The organism is Chloroflexus aurantiacus J-10-fl (assembly GCF_000018865.1).
GTDB classification, from domain to species: domain Bacteria; phylum Chloroflexota; class Chloroflexia; order Chloroflexales; family Chloroflexaceae; genus Chloroflexus; species Chloroflexus aurantiacus.
Genome location: NC_010175.1, coordinates 722237 through 739712, shown reverse-complemented (window position 1 = coordinate 739712; position 17476 = coordinate 722237). Strand labels below are relative to the sequence as shown.

The 17476-nt window shown below is 54.2% G+C and carries 7 protein-coding genes and 1 CRISPR repeat array (1 of these 8 only partly in view); all 7 genes read left to right on the top strand.

The window, feature by feature from the left end; translation table 11 throughout:
- The first annotated feature begins 4 nt into the window (after window positions 1-4).
- The 7 genes from csm5 (at window position 5) to CAUR_RS02865 (ending at window position 8363) form a co-directional block, all read left to right on the top strand.
- Window positions 5-1420 (top strand): type III-A CRISPR-associated RAMP protein Csm5, encoded by a 1416-nt coding sequence (gene csm5 / locus CAUR_RS02895; RefSeq protein WP_012256461.1) that lies wholly within the window; start codon window positions 5-7, stop codon window positions 1418-1420.
- Window positions 1417-2889, top strand: a complete 1473-nt coding sequence (locus tag CAUR_RS02890; RefSeq protein ID WP_012256460.1) for a hypothetical protein — start codon at window positions 1417-1419, stop codon at window positions 2887-2889. Before csm5 ends, CAUR_RS02890 begins: the two co-directional genes overlap by 4 nt.
- Window positions 2886-4340, top strand: a complete 1455-nt coding sequence (locus CAUR_RS02885) for a hypothetical protein (protein WP_012256459.1) — start codon at window positions 2886-2888, stop codon at window positions 4338-4340. The genes CAUR_RS02890 and CAUR_RS02885 overlap by 4 nt, the downstream gene beginning before the upstream one ends.
- 1010 nt (window positions 4341-5350) lie before the next feature.
- Window positions 5351-6214, top strand: coding sequence for a CRISPR-associated endoribonuclease Cas6 (cas6, locus tag CAUR_RS02880; protein ID WP_012256458.1), 864 nt, complete (start codon window positions 5351-5353; stop codon window positions 6212-6214).
- Window positions 6192-7211, top strand: a complete 1020-nt coding sequence (cas1, locus tag CAUR_RS02875; RefSeq protein WP_012256457.1) for a CRISPR-associated endonuclease Cas1 — start codon at window positions 6192-6194, stop codon at window positions 7209-7211. Before cas6 ends, cas1 begins: the two co-directional genes overlap by 23 nt.
- A 19-nt stretch (window positions 7212-7230) precedes the next feature.
- On the top strand, window positions 7231-7512 hold the full coding sequence (gene cas2, locus CAUR_RS02870; RefSeq protein WP_012256456.1) for a CRISPR-associated endonuclease Cas2: 282 nt from the start codon (window positions 7231-7233) through the stop codon (window positions 7510-7512).
- Window positions 7513-7556: 44 nt separating this feature from the next.
- Window positions 7557-8363, top strand: coding sequence for an IS5 family transposase (locus tag CAUR_RS02865; RefSeq protein ID WP_012256455.1), 807 nt, complete (start codon window positions 7557-7559; stop codon window positions 8361-8363).
- A gap of 185 nt (window positions 8364-8548) precedes the next feature.
- Window positions 8549-17476: a CRISPR direct-repeat array (repeat unit 37 nt; unit sequence CTTCAAAAAACCAAAATCCCCGCGAGGGGATTGAAAC) (it continues 9811 nt past the right edge of the window).

Below are 17476 nucleotides of genomic sequence, written 5' to 3'. Positions count from 1 at the left end.
TGCTATGCCGTCGATCAATCAGGTCTATCAGGTGCGTGTTGAGGTGATCAGCCCGCTCTGCGTGCTGGATGGAGGCCGCCTGCACGAAGAGGTTGATTTCTACCTCGATGCGCAGACAACCTATGTTATCAACAGTGACGCCGTGCTGGAGCTGGCCTTTCAGCGCTGGTACGAGCGTCAACCGTCCCGTGAACAATTGCTGGCGAAGCTGGCCGAGCGCGAAGAGCGGCTGCTGCGGCGCCGCCAGCGAAATGTCGAGGACATCAAGCGTTTCGATGAAGCACCGCCGAAAGACCCGCGCAAGCGGGCTGAGCAGGAGCAACGGTTGAGTGTCGAGGCGCATAACATCAGGGAAGAACTGAAACGACTGCGCCAGGAACGGGCTGAACTCGAATCCGGAACGGCACAGTCAGTAACAATACCGCCCGAACTGCTTCAGAACAGCGGCGTTAGCGATCTGTTCAAAACCGGTCTATTAACGATAGACGACATTCGCACTATTCCAGGGCTGCTCCGTTACTCGTATCTCGGGCGCCCGGAGGTAAAGAGTGGACGGAGCGAGATTCTGACCTGTGTCAAAGACCCCGCGGATCGGCTGTATTTGCCCGGCTCGTCGCTGAAAGGGGCGTTGCGCACAGTGCTGGCCTGGGCATTGGCCCCGCAGCGGGCAGCGCAGGCGTTGAATGAGTTTAATAATGCCAGAGACAGACGTCAGGCGGCACATTCGCTTGAACAACGTATCTTCTACGGTCGCAAGCAACGCGATGATAAGCGGGTAAACCATGATCTGCTGCGTGATGTGATGCGTACCTTCCACATCGGCGACTCGCAGCCGGTGGCGCAAAGCCCGCAACTGCTACAAATCCGCGTCTTCCCACGCGGTTCGCCGATTACCGTCGAGGCAATCCCGGATGGAACGACGTTGCTGGCAACGCTGCGTATCGAGCAGTATCCATTCACAGACGCTGCTGCCCGTGCGGTGATCGATTTCGGCAACTGGCCGCAATATCTCCAGCCGGCGCAACTGGCTGCGTTCGGTCGGCAGCGGGCCAGGGTGTTGATCGAAGGCGAACAAGCCTTCTTTCGCAACCGACCCGATGCCACCCAGATCAGCCGTTTCTACGCCGATCTGGCCGAACGCCTGGCGGCTCTGGAGAATACCAATGCCTTTCTGCTTCCAATCGGCTGGGGGGCCGGCTGGCGCAGCAAAACGCTCGATACCATCCTGCGTGAAGGTACACGTGAAGAGGTGTTTGTCAGCGCAGTTCGTGGGTACAACATGAAACTAAACTCGCAGCGTTCACAACGCTTCCGAGCCGGCGATCTCTTCCCGGCGTCGCGGCGCGTCATCATGCGCAACGGTCAACCCTGGTTGCCACCCGGTTGGGTCTGTCTGACAATAGAGGAGCGTGGCAAATGACTATTCTGGTGATGTGCAATCTCGGTAACAGTGATCTGAACGCCGATAGCAAACGTCCGTCCAAACCACGTCCCGAAGGCGAGCAGCTCTGGCGTAGTTTTACCGAACATCAATTCGAGTTGCCGATTATCGAGCCATGTTTGCGCTTTATTATCGGGCGTCATCCGGGTGATCAGTTGCGCCTGGTCTGTTTTTACACCGACCAGCCGGAAAATCCGGAGACAACCAAAGCTGATCGTTTCGGCGTCAGTCTCCGCGACAAGGATACAATCTGGTTGGCTCATATCGCGCAGCGTCTGATCAGGGAAAAGTTTGCCGGTCAGGTCAGCGAGGTAGAGATCGTGCGGATCGAGAACAGTCGTGGCCCCGATCTCAATCCCAGTGTCTACGACGAGGTCTTCGAGGCGTATGCCTATCTGCTACAGCGCTTCGTCAATCAGCAGGTTGATCGGTGTTACATTCTCACTGCGGGTGGTATTCCGGCCTGCAACTTTGCGCTTCAGCTTCAGGCAATGATTGCCTTCGCTGATCGCTGCCATTTCATCTACCCGCCTGAAGGTGGCAGGGTCACCGAATTGCGGATCGGGGAAGAGATGAGCAAAGCCTTTCAGCGGGTCAACGCGCTGAACGCTCTTGACCAGCGCAACTTTCCGGCTGCGCTGCTCAGTGCGCGGGCTGCCCGGGTCGGCGAATGGATCGTCGCGTTACTCGAATATGCCGTCTACCGCGAAGCCTTTGACTTTCAGCAGGCCACGCAGGCGGGCGCACGGGCGCAACGTCATGCCAGTGGTAGCATTCGCGAGTTCTGTCGTGAATTGCAAGACGATCTGCAACAGTTGATCCGGAATGACGCCGCCGCACTGTTGCGCGAGGTGGCGTACAATGCCGACATCGCGTATCGCAATGGCCGTTATGCCGATCTGCTCGGTCGGCTCTTCCGCTTCCAGGAAGGTGTGTTGCGACTGATTGTCGAGAAATACCTCGGTTTACCGACCGATTTCAGCAAAGAACAGCGCGACGCCAGTCTGGCGCGGTATCTGGAGCTGATTGATGGCAACCCGGCCCTGCGCGACTTTCTCGATCAGCGTACCCTTGACGGCAAACCGCTCCGCTACCGCGATGGCCCGAACCGTCCGGTGATGCAGGCGTTACTGGAGTTTGTCCTGAATGGTGGAACACGGGCTGATGGCACACCCTTTGCCACGAAGAAAGACCGTGAGCGGCTGAGTGGGGTGCGCGAACGCCTGAACCGATTGGACGCGCTGGCCGAATTGCGCAACCAGAGCGTGATTGCCCACGGTTTTGCCGGCGTTGCGCGGGAAGCGATTGATAGCGCCTACAAGGGTGGTGCTGACCAGATTGTGCCCGATCTCTACAAGACGATTGAACTGCTCGATAATCCCGTTCACAAATCGCCGTTTGATCGCATTGCCGAGACGGTTCAGCGCGAGCTGCGGAGAGGTACATGAATGCTCTGTTGATCTGTAATGTTGGTGGGCGGGATGTCCTGCATCCCGCTCTTCCCAAGAACGGCCATTCCGAACGGCAGTGGGCGCAGACAGCGCTGGAGCGCTATCCTGAATTGTGCGGCACTTTCAGCCTGCCGATCATCAGCAAGGCCCTGCACTACCTGGCGACTCGTCGCGTCGTGATCGACCACGTGATCCTGATCGCCTCAGACCAGCCACCACCACCCGTCGGCAACGCCAAATTCTGGTCGAGTGATACCATCTACTCGGCGCAGATTATTGCCCACCTGCTGTGCGACGGCCTCACCCCCTACCCGCGGCTTGACGGGCAGCAGATCACGATCTGGACAATCCAGACTGAAGATGGTCAGGGGTGCGATCCCTCCGATTACGACCTGACCCTACGCTTTCTCGAACGGCGGCTGGCTGAGTTGAGACGGGTGTACCCGCACCATACCGCCTTTTTTGAAGTGACTGGCGGTACCCCGGCGATGACGACCGGTCTGCTCATTGCCGGCACCGAAATCTTCGGCAGTCAGACGGAAATCCTCTCCGTCCATCCCAACCAGGAGCTGCCGATTGCCCTGAACACCGGCAAACGCCTGCTGGCTACGCCGTTACGGGCTTCGCTGCGTTCCCACGCCGCGTCGTATGCCTACGCCGCCGCAGCCCGTACCTTCCTGGAGCATGAGGCAATCATCACCGACCGGCTTGAGCCAACGGCGGCACGCCTGATTGCACCTCTGCTCGCCTATGCCCATCACCGCTTCAACTTCGACTTTGCCAGTGCACGCAGCGCATTGCAGCGGGTGCGTAATGCCGGGCCATGGCGGGCTGAACTGGATTCCTTACTGGCGCAGGTCAATCAACCGGTGCGCCAGTTCCTGCTGGCTGAAGTGGTACGCGGAGCGGCGGCTCGTTACCAGATCGGCCTGTATGCCGACTTTCTCACTCAGGTGGTACGGTTTGAAGAGAACCTGCTACGCTATCTCTGTTTACAGCAGGGGGCCTGGTTTTGCAACCGGCAGCGGCAGCTTGATCCAGATGGTACCTATCTGGCGCGGGAGTGGCTGAGTCAGCAGACATTCACCCTCAGTCGGGATCGCGATCCGAACCGCGATCTGATTGCCGACCGCTCGGTGATGCGGGAACTGCTCGGTAACCTGCTGGGTCGGGCGCAACCGGGTCAACACAACTTGCTGACGGCAATTGATCGGCTTGGTGAACTGGTCAAGCGGCGTAATGAGCTGACCCATCATCTGGAGGGGGTGCAGAAGGCGGGGCTGGCCCGCGCCTTTGCCGGGCCGCAGGCGTCACCGTCGGCTGCCGATCAAATTGTTCCGCACCTCGAACAGCTTTACGAACAGGTGTGTCACCAGCCATTGCCGCCATCACCCTATCAGCACATAAACCGGCTCCTGGATCGCTTACTCCAGGCGACGCAGACCTGAGCGGAGCTTTTGGGGTGAGCGTATGCGGTGTAGAGGCCATACGTCACATTACATCAAATCGGGTGTTACAAGGGGTATTATATGCTGTCCGGCACGCAGTATGGTGTCGCTTCTGAGCGTGGCTGTGCACAGCCGGCATCCTGCCACGCACACAGGCGTAGCACGTTCCAGAGGGAACACCGTTCCCAGACAGGGTTACTCGTGGCTAGAACTTATTTCATAAAATGCTGTACTGTCGCGCTCTACCAACCATCTGTGGTGCTATCACGCGCTGGATTGGTTGCCTTGCTCACTCATCATCCGCGTGTCGCGACGTTTGGTGTGCGGCAGCCATGCTGCTGCGCCAGCCGTACACACGATCTGGCACGTGTCAGGTCGTTGACCCTCCCGGTCACGGGGATGCATTACCCATACCTGGTGTCAACCATGTGCGTATCGGCTGGTATGATTGCTATTGGTGCTGTTTTGGGCGACCGCCTCGGTGACAGTGCGCCGCTCCAGCCGTGCCGGCACGTGCTGGATGGATTGCCTTACACGCTCATCATCCGCGTGTCGCGACGTTTGGAGTGCGGCAGCCATGCTGCCGCGCCAGCCGTGCTGACGATCCGGCGCGTGGCATACCGTTACCCATCCTGGTCACGGAGATGCCGGACGGGATCGTTACGAGCATAGCTGCTACTGTACCTGAACGATGCACCGCTGGACGCCGGTAGGGGCGACGCATGCGTCGCCCCTCCAACGCCGACGAATAGCCACGAGCAACTCGCCAGTGGCACACCCGGTAACACTTCTGCACGAGGATGACACCTGAACGATGCACATTGCACATTGTTACGCAAGATTTGGTAGAACAACCGGTAAACACTCCGCCCCACATGGGCTTGCCCGGCGGTAGATACTCTCTACCCATTGCAGGCCGGGCTTATAGTCGATACAATGGATACTATTATGTAACGTATGTGTGGTACCTTAACAATCAAATCGCATATCTATGATCCAGGGAATGTCGTATGCCACAGGCCATCGTCTTCACCTTACGTCCGCTCACGACTGCTCAGGTTGCCGGTAATCTGAGCCGGGCCGCTCATGCCGCCATCCTCCGTCTCATCCAGCAAGCCGATCCGGCGCTGGCGGCCCGCATTCACGATGACAATGGTCGCAAACCGTTAACCGTCTCGAACATCTGGGGTCTGGCTGGTGAACCAAAGGTAATAGTCGATCCTGCTCGTGACTATCACCTGCGGGTCACCCTGCTCAGTGCCGAACTCGAACAGATTGCCACCGACTGGACACCGGCGGCCCTGGCTCCGCTCGATCTTGACGGGCTGGCGTGGCGGATCACTGCTCGCGCCGACAACAGTGCTGAGCATTCCTGGGCAGGCCGTGCAACGTACCAGGAACTGGCACAGCCCCTGCTCAGCCGGCCCAACCAGCTTCCGAGCGTCTGGACATTCCAGCTTGCCTCGCCAACCACCTTTCGTCAGCGGGGGTTGAATGTCCCCCTTCCGCTTCCCGACCTGGTCTTTGGCAGTTTACTGGAACAGTGGAATGCCTCATCGGAGCTGGCGCTCCCCGATGAAGTACGCCGGTTTGCGGCGGAATGCCTGGCCATCAATCGCTACGACCTCCGCAGCGTAGCCAGTCCGACCAGTGGTGGCGTCATCCAAATCGGCGCCGTTGGCCGCTGTAGCTTCCGCGCCATCAACCCGGATCGGTACTGGCGTGCCTGCATTGACGTCCTGGCCCGCTTTGCCTTCTTTAGTGGAATCGGTGCCGGCACCACTCGTGGCTTTGGACAGGCGCGTCTCCTCACCAAAACCGATCAGCCCAGACAGCGCGAGGCGGTAGACAATGGCGACACTCTATCTGATTGAACAAGGTGCCGAAATTGGCTGTGACGGTGAACGGATCGTCGTGCGGCGAGCGGGTGAAATCATCGGCAGCGTGCCGCTAGTCAAAGTCGATGACATCGTCATCTTTGGCAACATCGGCATCAGCACACCGGCCATTAAACGACTCCTTGATCGAAGCATCGAAGTCACCTTTATGACCGTCGACGGCAGCTACCAGGGGCGCCTGGTCGGTCAAGTTACCGCTCATGTCGCCTTACGCCAGGCTCAATACGCCTGTGCTGCCGACAGTGACCGCACCCTGCGCTTAGCGCAGAGCTTTGTCGAAGGCAAACTGCGCAACCAACGGGCGCTGCTCCAGCGCTTCAGCCGCAATCGAGCGACCCCACCAGCCGAAGCGCTGGCTGCGGCTGACGATCTCGACGCCTACATCAAACGGGTGCGCCGCACCACCCGGCTCAGCGCACTCCTGGGTGTCGAAGGAAGTGCCACTGCCCGCTACTTTGCCGGCCTGCGCAGCCTGATCGAGCCAGAATGGGACTTCCGCAGTCGCCAGCGTCGTCCGCCGCCCGACCCGGTCAACCTGTTACTCTCCTTTGGTTACACCCTCCTGACCCACAAAACCCTGGGTGCGGTACAGGCTGCCGGCTTCGACCCCTACCTTGGCTTTTTGCACAGCCTCGACTACGGACGGCCATCGCTGGCCCTTGATCTGATGGAAGAATTCCGCCCGCTCCTCATCGACTCACTGGTTGTACGTGTTTGCAACGATGGCCGGCTCCGGCTGGAACACTTTCAACCGGGTGACGAAGCGCGTCCGGTCATCATCACCGATGAGGGCAAGCGTGCCTTCCTGACCGCCTTTGAAGAGCGGATGCGTACCGAAGCGACCCATCCAGAAGGTGCCGACAGCGGGCCGGGCAAAGTCACCTACCAGCGCTGCATCGCCCTGCAGGCCCGGCGTCTGGCGCGCGTCATTCGCGGCCAACAGGAGCGTTACGAACCATTCACCGCCCGATAACGATCAAAGAGGTGGGCCAATGTTCTACCTGATCTCATACGACATCAGCGTCGACCAGCGCCGGCTCAAAATCGCCAAACTACTGGAAGGCTACGGCCAGCGCGTGCTGGAGAGCGTCTTTGAATGCGACCTCGAACTCCCGGCCTATCGGCAACTCCGCCAGAAACTCAACCGCCTCATCAAAGACGAAGAAGGAGATCGGCTACGCATCTATCGGCTGTGCGCCTCGTGTCGCGAGCAAATCGAAATCATCGGTGACGGCCCACCTCCTGAAACCAGCCAGGACATCTACATCATCTAGAGCCTGTTATGGACTTTTCGGTTCTGCGCGTATATCATGACGCTATGACACGAACAGCCTATCCCAGTGATGGTTCTGATGAAGAGTGGGCATTCGTCGCGCCCTCTGTGACGCTGATGGACGAAGCAGCGCCGCAGCGAAACTACCCCCTGCGCGACGTCGCCAACGGGCTGCGCTCCATGCTGCGCACGGGTGCACCGTGGCGAATGCTGCCCACCGCCGTGCCGCCGTGGCCCGTGGTGTATCACCAGCCCCAGCGCTGGCTGAAAGCGGGCGTGGGTGCGCAGATGGTGCACGACGTGCGGATGCTGCTGCGCGACATCACCGACCGTGCGCCCCAGCCCCGTGCCGTCATGGTGGACAGCCGGACGCTTCAGTCGACGCCGGAACGCGGGGGCCGTGCTGGGTACGATGGACACAACCGCCGGAACGGCGCGACGGTACATCTGGCCGTGGCTACGCTGGGGCACCTGCCGGCAGTAGTGGTCACCCCGGCCACCGACCACGATCGGGCGCAGGTGGCGGCGCTGGCGCAACGCATGCAGGAGATACCTGGTGACACGGTAGCGGTGGCCGTCGTTGACCAGGGGTACACCGGTGCGCAACCGGCAGCCGAGGCCGCCGCCCACGGCAGTCGCCTGGCGGTGGTCACGCTGCCGACCGCCACGCGCGGCGTTGGCGTGCTGCCGCGGCGCTGGGTGGTCGAGCGCAGGTTCGCCTGGATGACGCGCTTCCGTCGCTTGGTGCGTGACGACGACCGTGTGGCGGCGACGCTGGCCGGCTTGCATGTCGTTGCTGTTGCCATCGTGGTGGCCCATCGGTTTGTCTCGCTCATGGTTCAACGTTCATAACAGGCTCTAAGCGTCGTCCGGGCAAACATCTACCCCTGAATGGCGCGGGATCGGATTGCAATGAGCAAAAACAGTACTCGTTTCTCTCCAGATGGCGTAAAAGACTTTACACAATACGGCAAAATCACCCCTGCCGCGCAAATTGCAGTAGCGAGCGCATTGCAAAGCGGCGGCAGGGGTGGTATCTTCAAAAAACCAAAATCCCCGCGAGGGGATTGAAAATTAGACTGACGGTCATTTACTCCCTCCTATTCAACAATTCTTCAAAAAACCAAAATCCCCGCGAGGGGATTGAAAATCTCTCCCTTCTGTTTCTTATCTCTTATGCTATTATTATAATATCTTCAAAAAACCAAAATCCCCGCGAGGGGATTGAAAATGAAGCTGCCGCGCCCCCTCACCCCGGCAGAGGTGGAGCTGCTTCAAAAAACCAAAATCCCCGCGAGGGGATTGAAAATAGCCAGCCGAGTTCCGTTCCGCGGAACTCTACAATCTCGCTTCAAAAAACCAAAATCCCCGCGAGGGGATTGAAAAAGATGTACTCTCCCCCCTTTAGCTGCGCCCGGTACTCACCTTCAAAAAACCAAAATCCCCGCGAGGGGATTGAAAAGTTGTGTTGATGTCGTAGAGCGCGTAGAGCTTCTCAGAGCCTGGCTTCAAAAAACCAAAATCCCCGCGAGGGGATTGAAAAGTGCACTCTCCGCATCTCCTCCACGTTGGAAGTGGAGGCTTCAAAAAACCAAAATCCCCGCGAGGGGATTGAAAAGTGCACTCTCCGCATCTCCTCCACGTTGGAAGTGGAGGCTTCAAAAAACCAAAATCCCCGCGAGGGGATTGAAAACCGCGTGAGTGTCCTCCCCGGCCCACCGCGACCAGTTGCTTCAAAAAACCAAAATCCCCGCGAGGGGATTGAAAATTATACGGAATGTCTGCCCACCGGTAATACGCCGAGCGGTACGGCTTCAAAAAACCAAAATCCCCGCGAGGGGATTGAAAAATAGGCTGAGTGGGCAACCGCTCAGCCTACTTTTTTTTGTTTCTTCAAAAAACCAAAATCCCCGCGAGGGGATTGAAAATAAAAATTTGAGGGGCAGCTTCGTTGCCGCCCCTCAAACGAAACTTCAAAAAACCAAAATCCCCGCGAGGGGATTGAAAATAGAAGTGACGAAGGACAAGGTGACAGCAAAGAAAGGAGAAACTTCAAAAAACCAAAATCCCCGCGAGGGGATTGAAAATCGCTCCCGTTTCGTCTCGAAGCCAACGTAACGTATACCCCTTCAAAAAACCAAAATCCCCGCGAGGGGATTGAAAACCTCTACCGCGTTGCTCGACTGGCGCTCGACCATTCAAAAATCTTCAAAAAACCAAAATCCCCGCGAGGGGATTGAAAACTCAAAATTGGATCGTTTCTGTCGGAAGCGTTAGCTCCCTTCAAAAAACCAAAATCCCCGCGAGGGGATTGAAAAGACAATACAAAAAGCCCCGGCGATACCGCCGGGGCTTTGTCTTCAAAAAACCAAAATCCCCGCGAGGGGATTGAAAAGTCATCTTTCAGGTGGAGGGTTGCGTATACCTTGCCAGCCTTCAAAAAACCAAAATCCCCGCGAGGGGATTGAAAAGCCTTTGCGCCGCTGGTGGAGGCAATCGTCTCGACGATCGTCGCTTCAAAAAACCAAAATCCCCGCGAGGGGATTGAAAAGGTTATTATGGGAAGGCGACGTACTCAAGTCGCCACTTAACTTCAAAAAACCAAAATCCCCGCGAGGGGATTGAAAAGTCGCAGCTTACGTATAGTCCTTCAAACAGTCACGGTGTGTCTTCAAAAAACCAAAATCCCCGCGAGGGGATTGAAAATCCGAATTCCTTACTATATGGGTGGCGCGGTGCATCCGCTTCAAAAAACCAAAATCCCCGCGAGGGGATTGAAAACCAACATCGCCCGCGTCGAACTTGGATTACCGATGGTGCATTCCACTTCAAAAAACCAAAATCCCCGCGAGGGGATTGAAAACGGAGGCAGGCGAGGTACTTGAAACCGTCGCCCGCTGGTGGCTTCAAAAAACCAAAATCCCCGCGAGGGGATTGAAAACTAAACAACAACGCGCCGGTATATAACGGGCGCGCTAATTTTTCTTCAAAAAACCAAAATCCCCGCGAGGGGATTGAAAATCAATCTATCTCGGCACGTCGCTCGACGGGTCAACGTGGACTTCAAAAAACCAAAATCCCCGCGAGGGGATTGAAAAAACCAACTGCTACAGTACGCCGAGACAATGTTTAACCTCGGCTTCAAAAAACCAAAATCCCCGCGAGGGGATTGAAAATCGTCTAAGCGCGGCCCACAGTGCTGCGGCACAGAGTAGTACCTTCAAAAAACCAAAATCCCCGCGAGGGGATTGAAAAATAATGCAGTGTTGTGACACCGTCAGCGCGCTGGGCTGTCTTCAAAAAACCAAAATCCCCGCGAGGGGATTGAAAAACATCTAACGCAGCGTCGTTTGCACCGCAGCGCATTGTCGTACCTTCAAAAAACCAAAATCCCCGCGAGGGGATTGAAAAACAACTAGCAGCGTCTTGCGTGCCGTTGCCGGTTGATCCAGCAGCTTCAAAAAACCAAAATCCCCGCGAGGGGATTGAAAATCCAGGGAAAACCCTTTCACCTTTGCCCAGCCGTCTTTCTTAGCTTCAAAAAACCAAAATCCCCGCGAGGGGATTGAAAATCGATCAGCATGTGCGGAATAGGTAGGGTCGAAGTATCAACTTCAAAAAACCAAAATCCCCGCGAGGGGATTGAAAATGGTCAACGAAGGCGAAGACCACACACCCAGGGGTCAGGTTCCTTCAAAAAACCAAAATCCCCGCGAGGGGATTGAAAACCATCACGATACATTTCGGAGAGCGTCTTGACAAAACTATCTTCAAAAAACCAAAATCCCCGCGAGGGGATTGAAAAGTATCACCTCCTTTCGTTTGTGACATACGTAGTCACTGTACTTCAAAAAACCAAAATCCCCGCGAGGGGATTGAAAACGATTGATGCTGCGACTATCACGGGAACATCAATTTCCGGCGGCTTCAAAAAACCAAAATCCCCGCGAGGGGATTGAAAACGTCATTGACGCCGACACCCCTGCACTCGCGGCGGCACTGCTCGATCTTCAAAAAACCAAAATCCCCGCGAGGGGATTGAAAACTCCATATGTCTCGAACTCAAGGCATGCAAAGGGGAGCGGCTTCAAAAAACCAAAATCCCCGCGAGGGGATTGAAAACCAGGCAGTGAGCAACATCACGAGGGCGGGCCGGCTGATACCTTCAAAAAACCAAAATCCCCGCGAGGGGATTGAAAAAAAGAGTAATGTCAATCTATGCCGTCATCATGCATGTCGTCACTTCAAAAAACCAAAATCCCCGCGAGGGGATTGAAAACACGTATAGAGACCGGTATTATTTAGCACCACCCGCGCCCCCTTCAAAAAACCAAAATCCCCGCGAGGGGATTGAAAACCGCCACCGACGGGTCGCCGGTTAACGACCCGCAATCTTGCCCTTCAAAAAACCAAAATCCCCGCGAGGGGATTGAAAACCGAACGCCTCCAGCACCGCGCCGATCCGCTGCGCGATCTGGTCTTCAAAAAACCAAAATCCCCGCGAGGGGATTGAAAAGTGAAATTAGTAAACGCGCCGGCGGTAATTTTTTACAACCTTCAAAAAACCAAAATCCCCGCGAGGGGATTGAAAAGCGCTAAAATAAAAATTTGAGAGGCAGCTTCGTTGCTGCCCCCTTCAAAAAACCAAAATCCCCGCGAGGGGATTGAAAACTCCAGCAGACGCCGGATGTGACCGACTACCCAATCCGGTACCTTCAAAAAACCAAAATCCCCGCGAGGGGATTGAAAATGATTATTGCGCTGGTCATTCCCGAACTAATGCAAGTACCGGCTTCAAAAAACCAAAATCCCCGCGAGGGGATTGAAAACTCCATAACATCCCTCCTGCGAGTAGTCATCCTGTCTCTTCAAAAAACCAAAATCCCCGCGAGGGGATTGAAAACAGCGTATCAACATAAATTGACGTATCAAATAACGTACAAACTTCAAAAAACCAAAATCCCCGCGAGGGGATTGAAAATCATCGCGTATGATTGAGGCATTCCGACACGCTAAAGTCGGCCTTCAAAAAACCAAAATCCCCGCGAGGGGATTGAAAACAAACAGGTTGTGGTGTAATGATAAAGATAGAGATTGTTGCTTCAAAAAACCAAAATCCCCGCGAGGGGATTGAAAAGCTATGACCTCGCCGCCTCGACACGCACCTCGGCGGACTACCTTCAAAAAACCAAAATCCCCGCGAGGGGATTGAAAAGGACGGAGCGCGCTAGCCGAAACCATTGTTCGCTCTATCGCTTCAAAAAACCAAAATCCCCGCGAGGGGATTGAAAAAAATTACGAGCCAAGAACGGAACGCTCATACGCGATGTACCTTCAAAAAACCAAAATCCCCGCGAGGGGATTGAAAACAATTACATTCAACAAGTGCAGCGCGTCCTTCCTAAGCTTGCTTCAAAAAACCAAAATCCCCGCGAGGGGATTGAAAATCAAAAACACGTCGTTTACCCGTTGACGATGTGCTGAGCTTCAAAAAACCAAAATCCCCGCGAGGGGATTGAAAATCATAGGTCACATTTGAACTTGTGGTAAAAGCAGCATCGCCAACCTTCAAAAAACCAAAATCCCCGCGAGGGGATTGAAAACCACTCGATTGCTTCTTCGGCGTCGAGCGAGCGAGCCTCTTCCTTCAAAAAACCAAAATCCCCGCGAGGGGATTGAAAAGTATCGGTATTTGGGCGCTATGTACAATAGTTGGAAAGGGTAGCTTCAAAAAACCAAAATCCCCGCGAGGGGATTGAAAAACAAACCGGCGAATTGGAACGTTGCTCGCGTGAATACGCCTTCAAAAAACCAAAATCCCCGCGAGGGGATTGAAAAGTATACGTTTGTGGATTGTACGTAATAGTTGGTTGCATAGTACCTCTTCAAAAAACCAAAATCCCCGCGAGGGGATTGAAAAGGCAAACATTGCATCCATCCGCTAATGCTCATCCCGATCCGCTTCAAAAAACCAAAATCCCCGCGAGGGGATTGAAAAGCACAACGTGTTCCGCAATCCGGCGCGGGCGGAATGCGCGGAGCTTCAAAAAACCAAAATCCCCGCGAGGGGATTGAAAAAACGAGTTTAAGCGCACCGGCGACGCTAACCAGCTACTTGAGGCTTCAAAAAACCAAAATCCCCGCGAGGGGATTGAAAATTGTTGCTTGCGCAACCGTTCCTTCTGCCGCTGCGCCGCTTCAAAAAACCAAAATCCCCGCGAGGGGATTGAAAACTCATATTGTGAATTATCACCATTGCTGAGATACGGCCCTTTTCTTCAAAAAACCAAAATCCCCGCGAGGGGATTGAAAAACACCAGCCCCTCGCGGCTGTAGTGCTGTTGCGTCAGCCGGCTGGCTTCAAAAAACCAAAATCCCCGCGAGGGGATTGAAAACTCAAGCCGCCATAGGGCCGGGGGTTCGATCTTGGACATGTAACTTCAAAAAACCAAAATCCCCGCGAGGGGATTGAAAATCACGTAGGCGGTTAACCAGCCTACGACCAATGCACCTTCCCTTCAAAAAACCAAAATCCCCGCGAGGGGATTGAAAACGCTCCCCCCAATTTGGCGCATTGCTGCCGGCTGCCGTCGTTGACTTCAAAAAACCAAAATCCCCGCGAGGGGATTGAAAAGGAGGGTACTTTTTGGTTGGAAACGGTGTTGGACAGTCACTTCAAAAAACCAAAATCCCCGCGAGGGGATTGAAAATGCATTTCTCCGCTTTCCAATGCTTAGTGTCATTTTGCGCTTCAAAAAACCAAAATCCCCGCGAGGGGATTGAAAACGTAGAATGGGGTTGGGTGCCTTCACGCGTACCAACCCATTCCCTTCAAAAAACCAAAATCCCCGCGAGGGGATTGAAAACGGAAATGCAGGCTCTTGTTTGCGTAAGCGATGCAATCCGACTTCAAAAAACCAAAATCCCCGCGAGGGGATTGAAAAGCGCCAGTCGAGCGACTCGAGCAACGCGGTAGAGAGAGGAGCTTCAAAAAACCAAAATCCCCGCGAGGGGATTGAAAAGCAATGGCACAACGGCTTGACGGCGGGGGATGCACAATGACTTCAAAAAACCAAAATCCCCGCGAGGGGATTGAAAAAACGTAAACATGGTTTTTCCCTCCTCTTGTTAGCGACTTGATCTTCAAAAAACCAAAATCCCCGCGAGGGGATTGAAAATCGCCCACTCGACGCACTCCGCGAGGGAGCCCGAGTGGCTTCAAAAAACCAAAATCCCCGCGAGGGGATTGAAAATTTCGAAAATTGCGTTCGATGAAGCAGGCGCACGCCTGCTCCTTCAAAAAACCAAAATCCCCGCGAGGGGATTGAAAACGCACCGTCTGTCGCTGTGTTTACTCGCGCCACAATCTGACTTCAAAAAACCAAAATCCCCGCGAGGGGATTGAAAACTTTTCTGAGTAAGAAAAGGGCCGACCAAAAATACCTTGTCGCTTCAAAAAACCAAAATCCCCGCGAGGGGATTGAAAACGGAATGCAGCGCCTCATCGACCTCTTTACCCGCCTTGCCTTCAAAAAACCAAAATCCCCGCGAGGGGATTGAAAATGTGCTTGCACAATTTGCTGTGCAACTGTATTGCTTGCCGCTTCAAAAAACCAAAATCCCCGCGAGGGGATTGAAAACGATACACACGTGGTAACTCTGTAACCCTTTAGCACGTAGCTCTTCAAAAAACCAAAATCCCCGCGAGGGGATTGAAAAGGGGTATACGTGCGCTGCGGCGTGTACGCAACCTCTACCTTCAAAAAACCAAAATCCCCGCGAGGGGATTGAAAAACGTACACTATGATTAAGTACGTGCCCGGCTGGCAACCATTCCTTCAAAAAACCAAAATCCCCGCGAGGGGATTGAAAAAAACTGCAACGACAAGGAGGAAAACAATGTTGTTCAAAGTCCTTCAAAAAACCAAAATCCCCGCGAGGGGATTGAAAATCCGAAAGATAAATCCTTCAACCTCACCGTTATTATCTGCCTTCAAAAAACCAAAATCCCCGCGAGGGGATTGAAAAGGATCGCGTCGTAGTCCTGCAATCCGGTGGGTTTGTCTAACACTTCAAAAAACCAAAATCCCCGCGAGGGGATTGAAAATTGCGCGCTTGGATTGCGCGCTTAGATTGCGCGCTTAGATTGCGCCTTCAAAAAACCAAAATCCCCGCGAGGGGATTGAAAACGAGAGTTGGTCCGGTATTTTAGTCACCGGATACGGATAATCACTTCAAAAAACCAAAATCCCCGCGAGGGGATTGAAAAGCAACGCCGTGCAACCGATCCACGCCACCACAGAATGCTAATCCCTTCAAAAAACCAAAATCCCCGCGAGGGGATTGAAAATTTAATCCGTGAACAACTCCTCTGCATTCGCTAGTTCTAATTCTCTTCAAAAAACCAAAATCCCCGCGAGGGGATTGAAAAGCTACCTCACGCGCAGCCCGGACGAGGTATGATCCTAGCTTGCTTCAAAAAACCAAAATCCCCGCGAGGGGATTGAAAAGAGACGGAGCCGGCATTTCGGCAGATCGTGCTGACGGCGCACACCTTCAAAAAACCAAAATCCCCGCGAGGGGATTGAAAAGTCTGCTCCATACGACCATGCGCGGTATGTACGTCTACCTTCAAAAAACCAAAATCCCCGCGAGGGGATTGAAAAGCCTAATTACAAAGTGCATTTGCGCCGCTTACAAACCCGTTTTTCTTCAAAAAACCAAAATCCCCGCGAGGGGATTGAAAAGACTAGAGAGAGTTACATCAGTGCGCAGACAAGTGCCTTCAAAAAACCAAAATCCCCGCGAGGGGATTGAAACCTACAACACGACTACTCTTGATCTTCATCGACCCCTTCTGTCTTCAAAAAACCAAAATCCCCGCGAGGGGATTGAAACCGAACAGTAAGCGATTTGCTGCGATAACATTTCGTCAAGCGCGCTTCAAAAAACCAAAATCCCCGCGAGGGGATTGAAACCGGACCACCCACACGTACACTCCCGGGCGCAATTGCGCCCGCTTCAAAAAACCAAAATCCCCGCGAGGGGATTGAAACCTGATGCTCCGCTTACCGCAGCACAGCGTGTAGCGCACTTCAAAAAACCAAAATCCCCGCGAGGGGATTGAAACGTCAACAGCAAGTAATTCGCGCTGCCAACGGCGGATAAGAACTTCAAAAAACCAAAATCCCCGCGAGGGGATTGAAACCGCAAAATATACGTGTCAATATCCATCTTGTCGTACTGAAACCTTCAAAAAACCAAAATCCCCGCGAGGGGATTGAAACTTGAAACAAGATACAGTCCCTTTTCGTCGCTTGCCGGCACACTTCAAAAAACCAAAATCCCCGCGAGGGGATTGAAACCGCTATCCGAACCGCTTGCTCGTCGCGTTTTGCGATCTATCCTTCAAAAAACCAAAATCCCCGCGAGGGGATTGAAACCCGTGACACAAGGGATCGACCAGATGGCGACGCGCGTGTACGCCCTTCAAAAAACCAAAATCCCCGCGAGGGGATTGAAACGCAACGCTGTTGTACGCCGATAAGCGTGTCATTAAGTGGCGCTTCAAAAAACCAAAATCCCCGCGAGGGGATTGAAACACTTTCTCTTTTAAGTTAACAGCGTCGCTATATGAACAGTTTTCCTTCAAAAAACCAAAATCCCCGCGAGGGGATTGAAACCCTACAACTGTGTCAATTCTTCGCTCCGCTTTGTGTTCTTCCTTCAAAAAACCAAAATCCCCGCGAGGGGATTGAAACCCAAAACGGCAGGCAGGTGAGAGATGATGGAAATGCTGCTTCAAAAAACCAAAATCCCCGCGAGGGGATTGAAACAAGCGATCGCGGACGCGATCGCCAACTACCGCTAAGTTTCTTCAAAAAACCAAAATCCCCGCGAGGGGATTGAAACGTCAGCGAGCAGCGCGTCGCGTGGGCGCTTGACATTGTGTCTTCAAAAAACCA

Excerpts from the sequence above, each read along its gene's own strand:
- csm5 (WP_012256461.1), top strand. The coding sequence starts at position 5 with ATGCCGTCGATCAATCAGGTCTATCAGGTGCGTGTTGAGGTGATCAGC.
- CAUR_RS02890 (WP_012256460.1), top strand. The coding sequence starts at position 1,417 with ATGACTATTCTGGTGATGTGCAATCTCGGTAACAGTGATCTGAACGCC.
- CAUR_RS02885 (WP_012256459.1), top strand. The coding sequence starts at position 2,886 with ATGAATGCTCTGTTGATCTGTAATGTTGGTGGGCGGGATGTCCTGCAT.
- cas6 (WP_012256458.1), top strand. The coding sequence starts at position 5,351 with ATGCCACAGGCCATCGTCTTCACCTTACGTCCGCTCACGACTGCTCAG.
- cas1 (WP_012256457.1), top strand. The coding sequence starts at position 6,192 with ATGGCGACACTCTATCTGATTGAACAAGGTGCCGAAATTGGCTGTGAC.
- cas2 (WP_012256456.1), top strand. The coding sequence starts at position 7,231 with ATGTTCTACCTGATCTCATACGACATCAGCGTCGACCAGCGCCGGCTC.
- CAUR_RS02865 (WP_012256455.1), top strand. The coding sequence starts at position 7,557 with ATGACACGAACAGCCTATCCCAGTGATGGTTCTGATGAAGAGTGGGCA.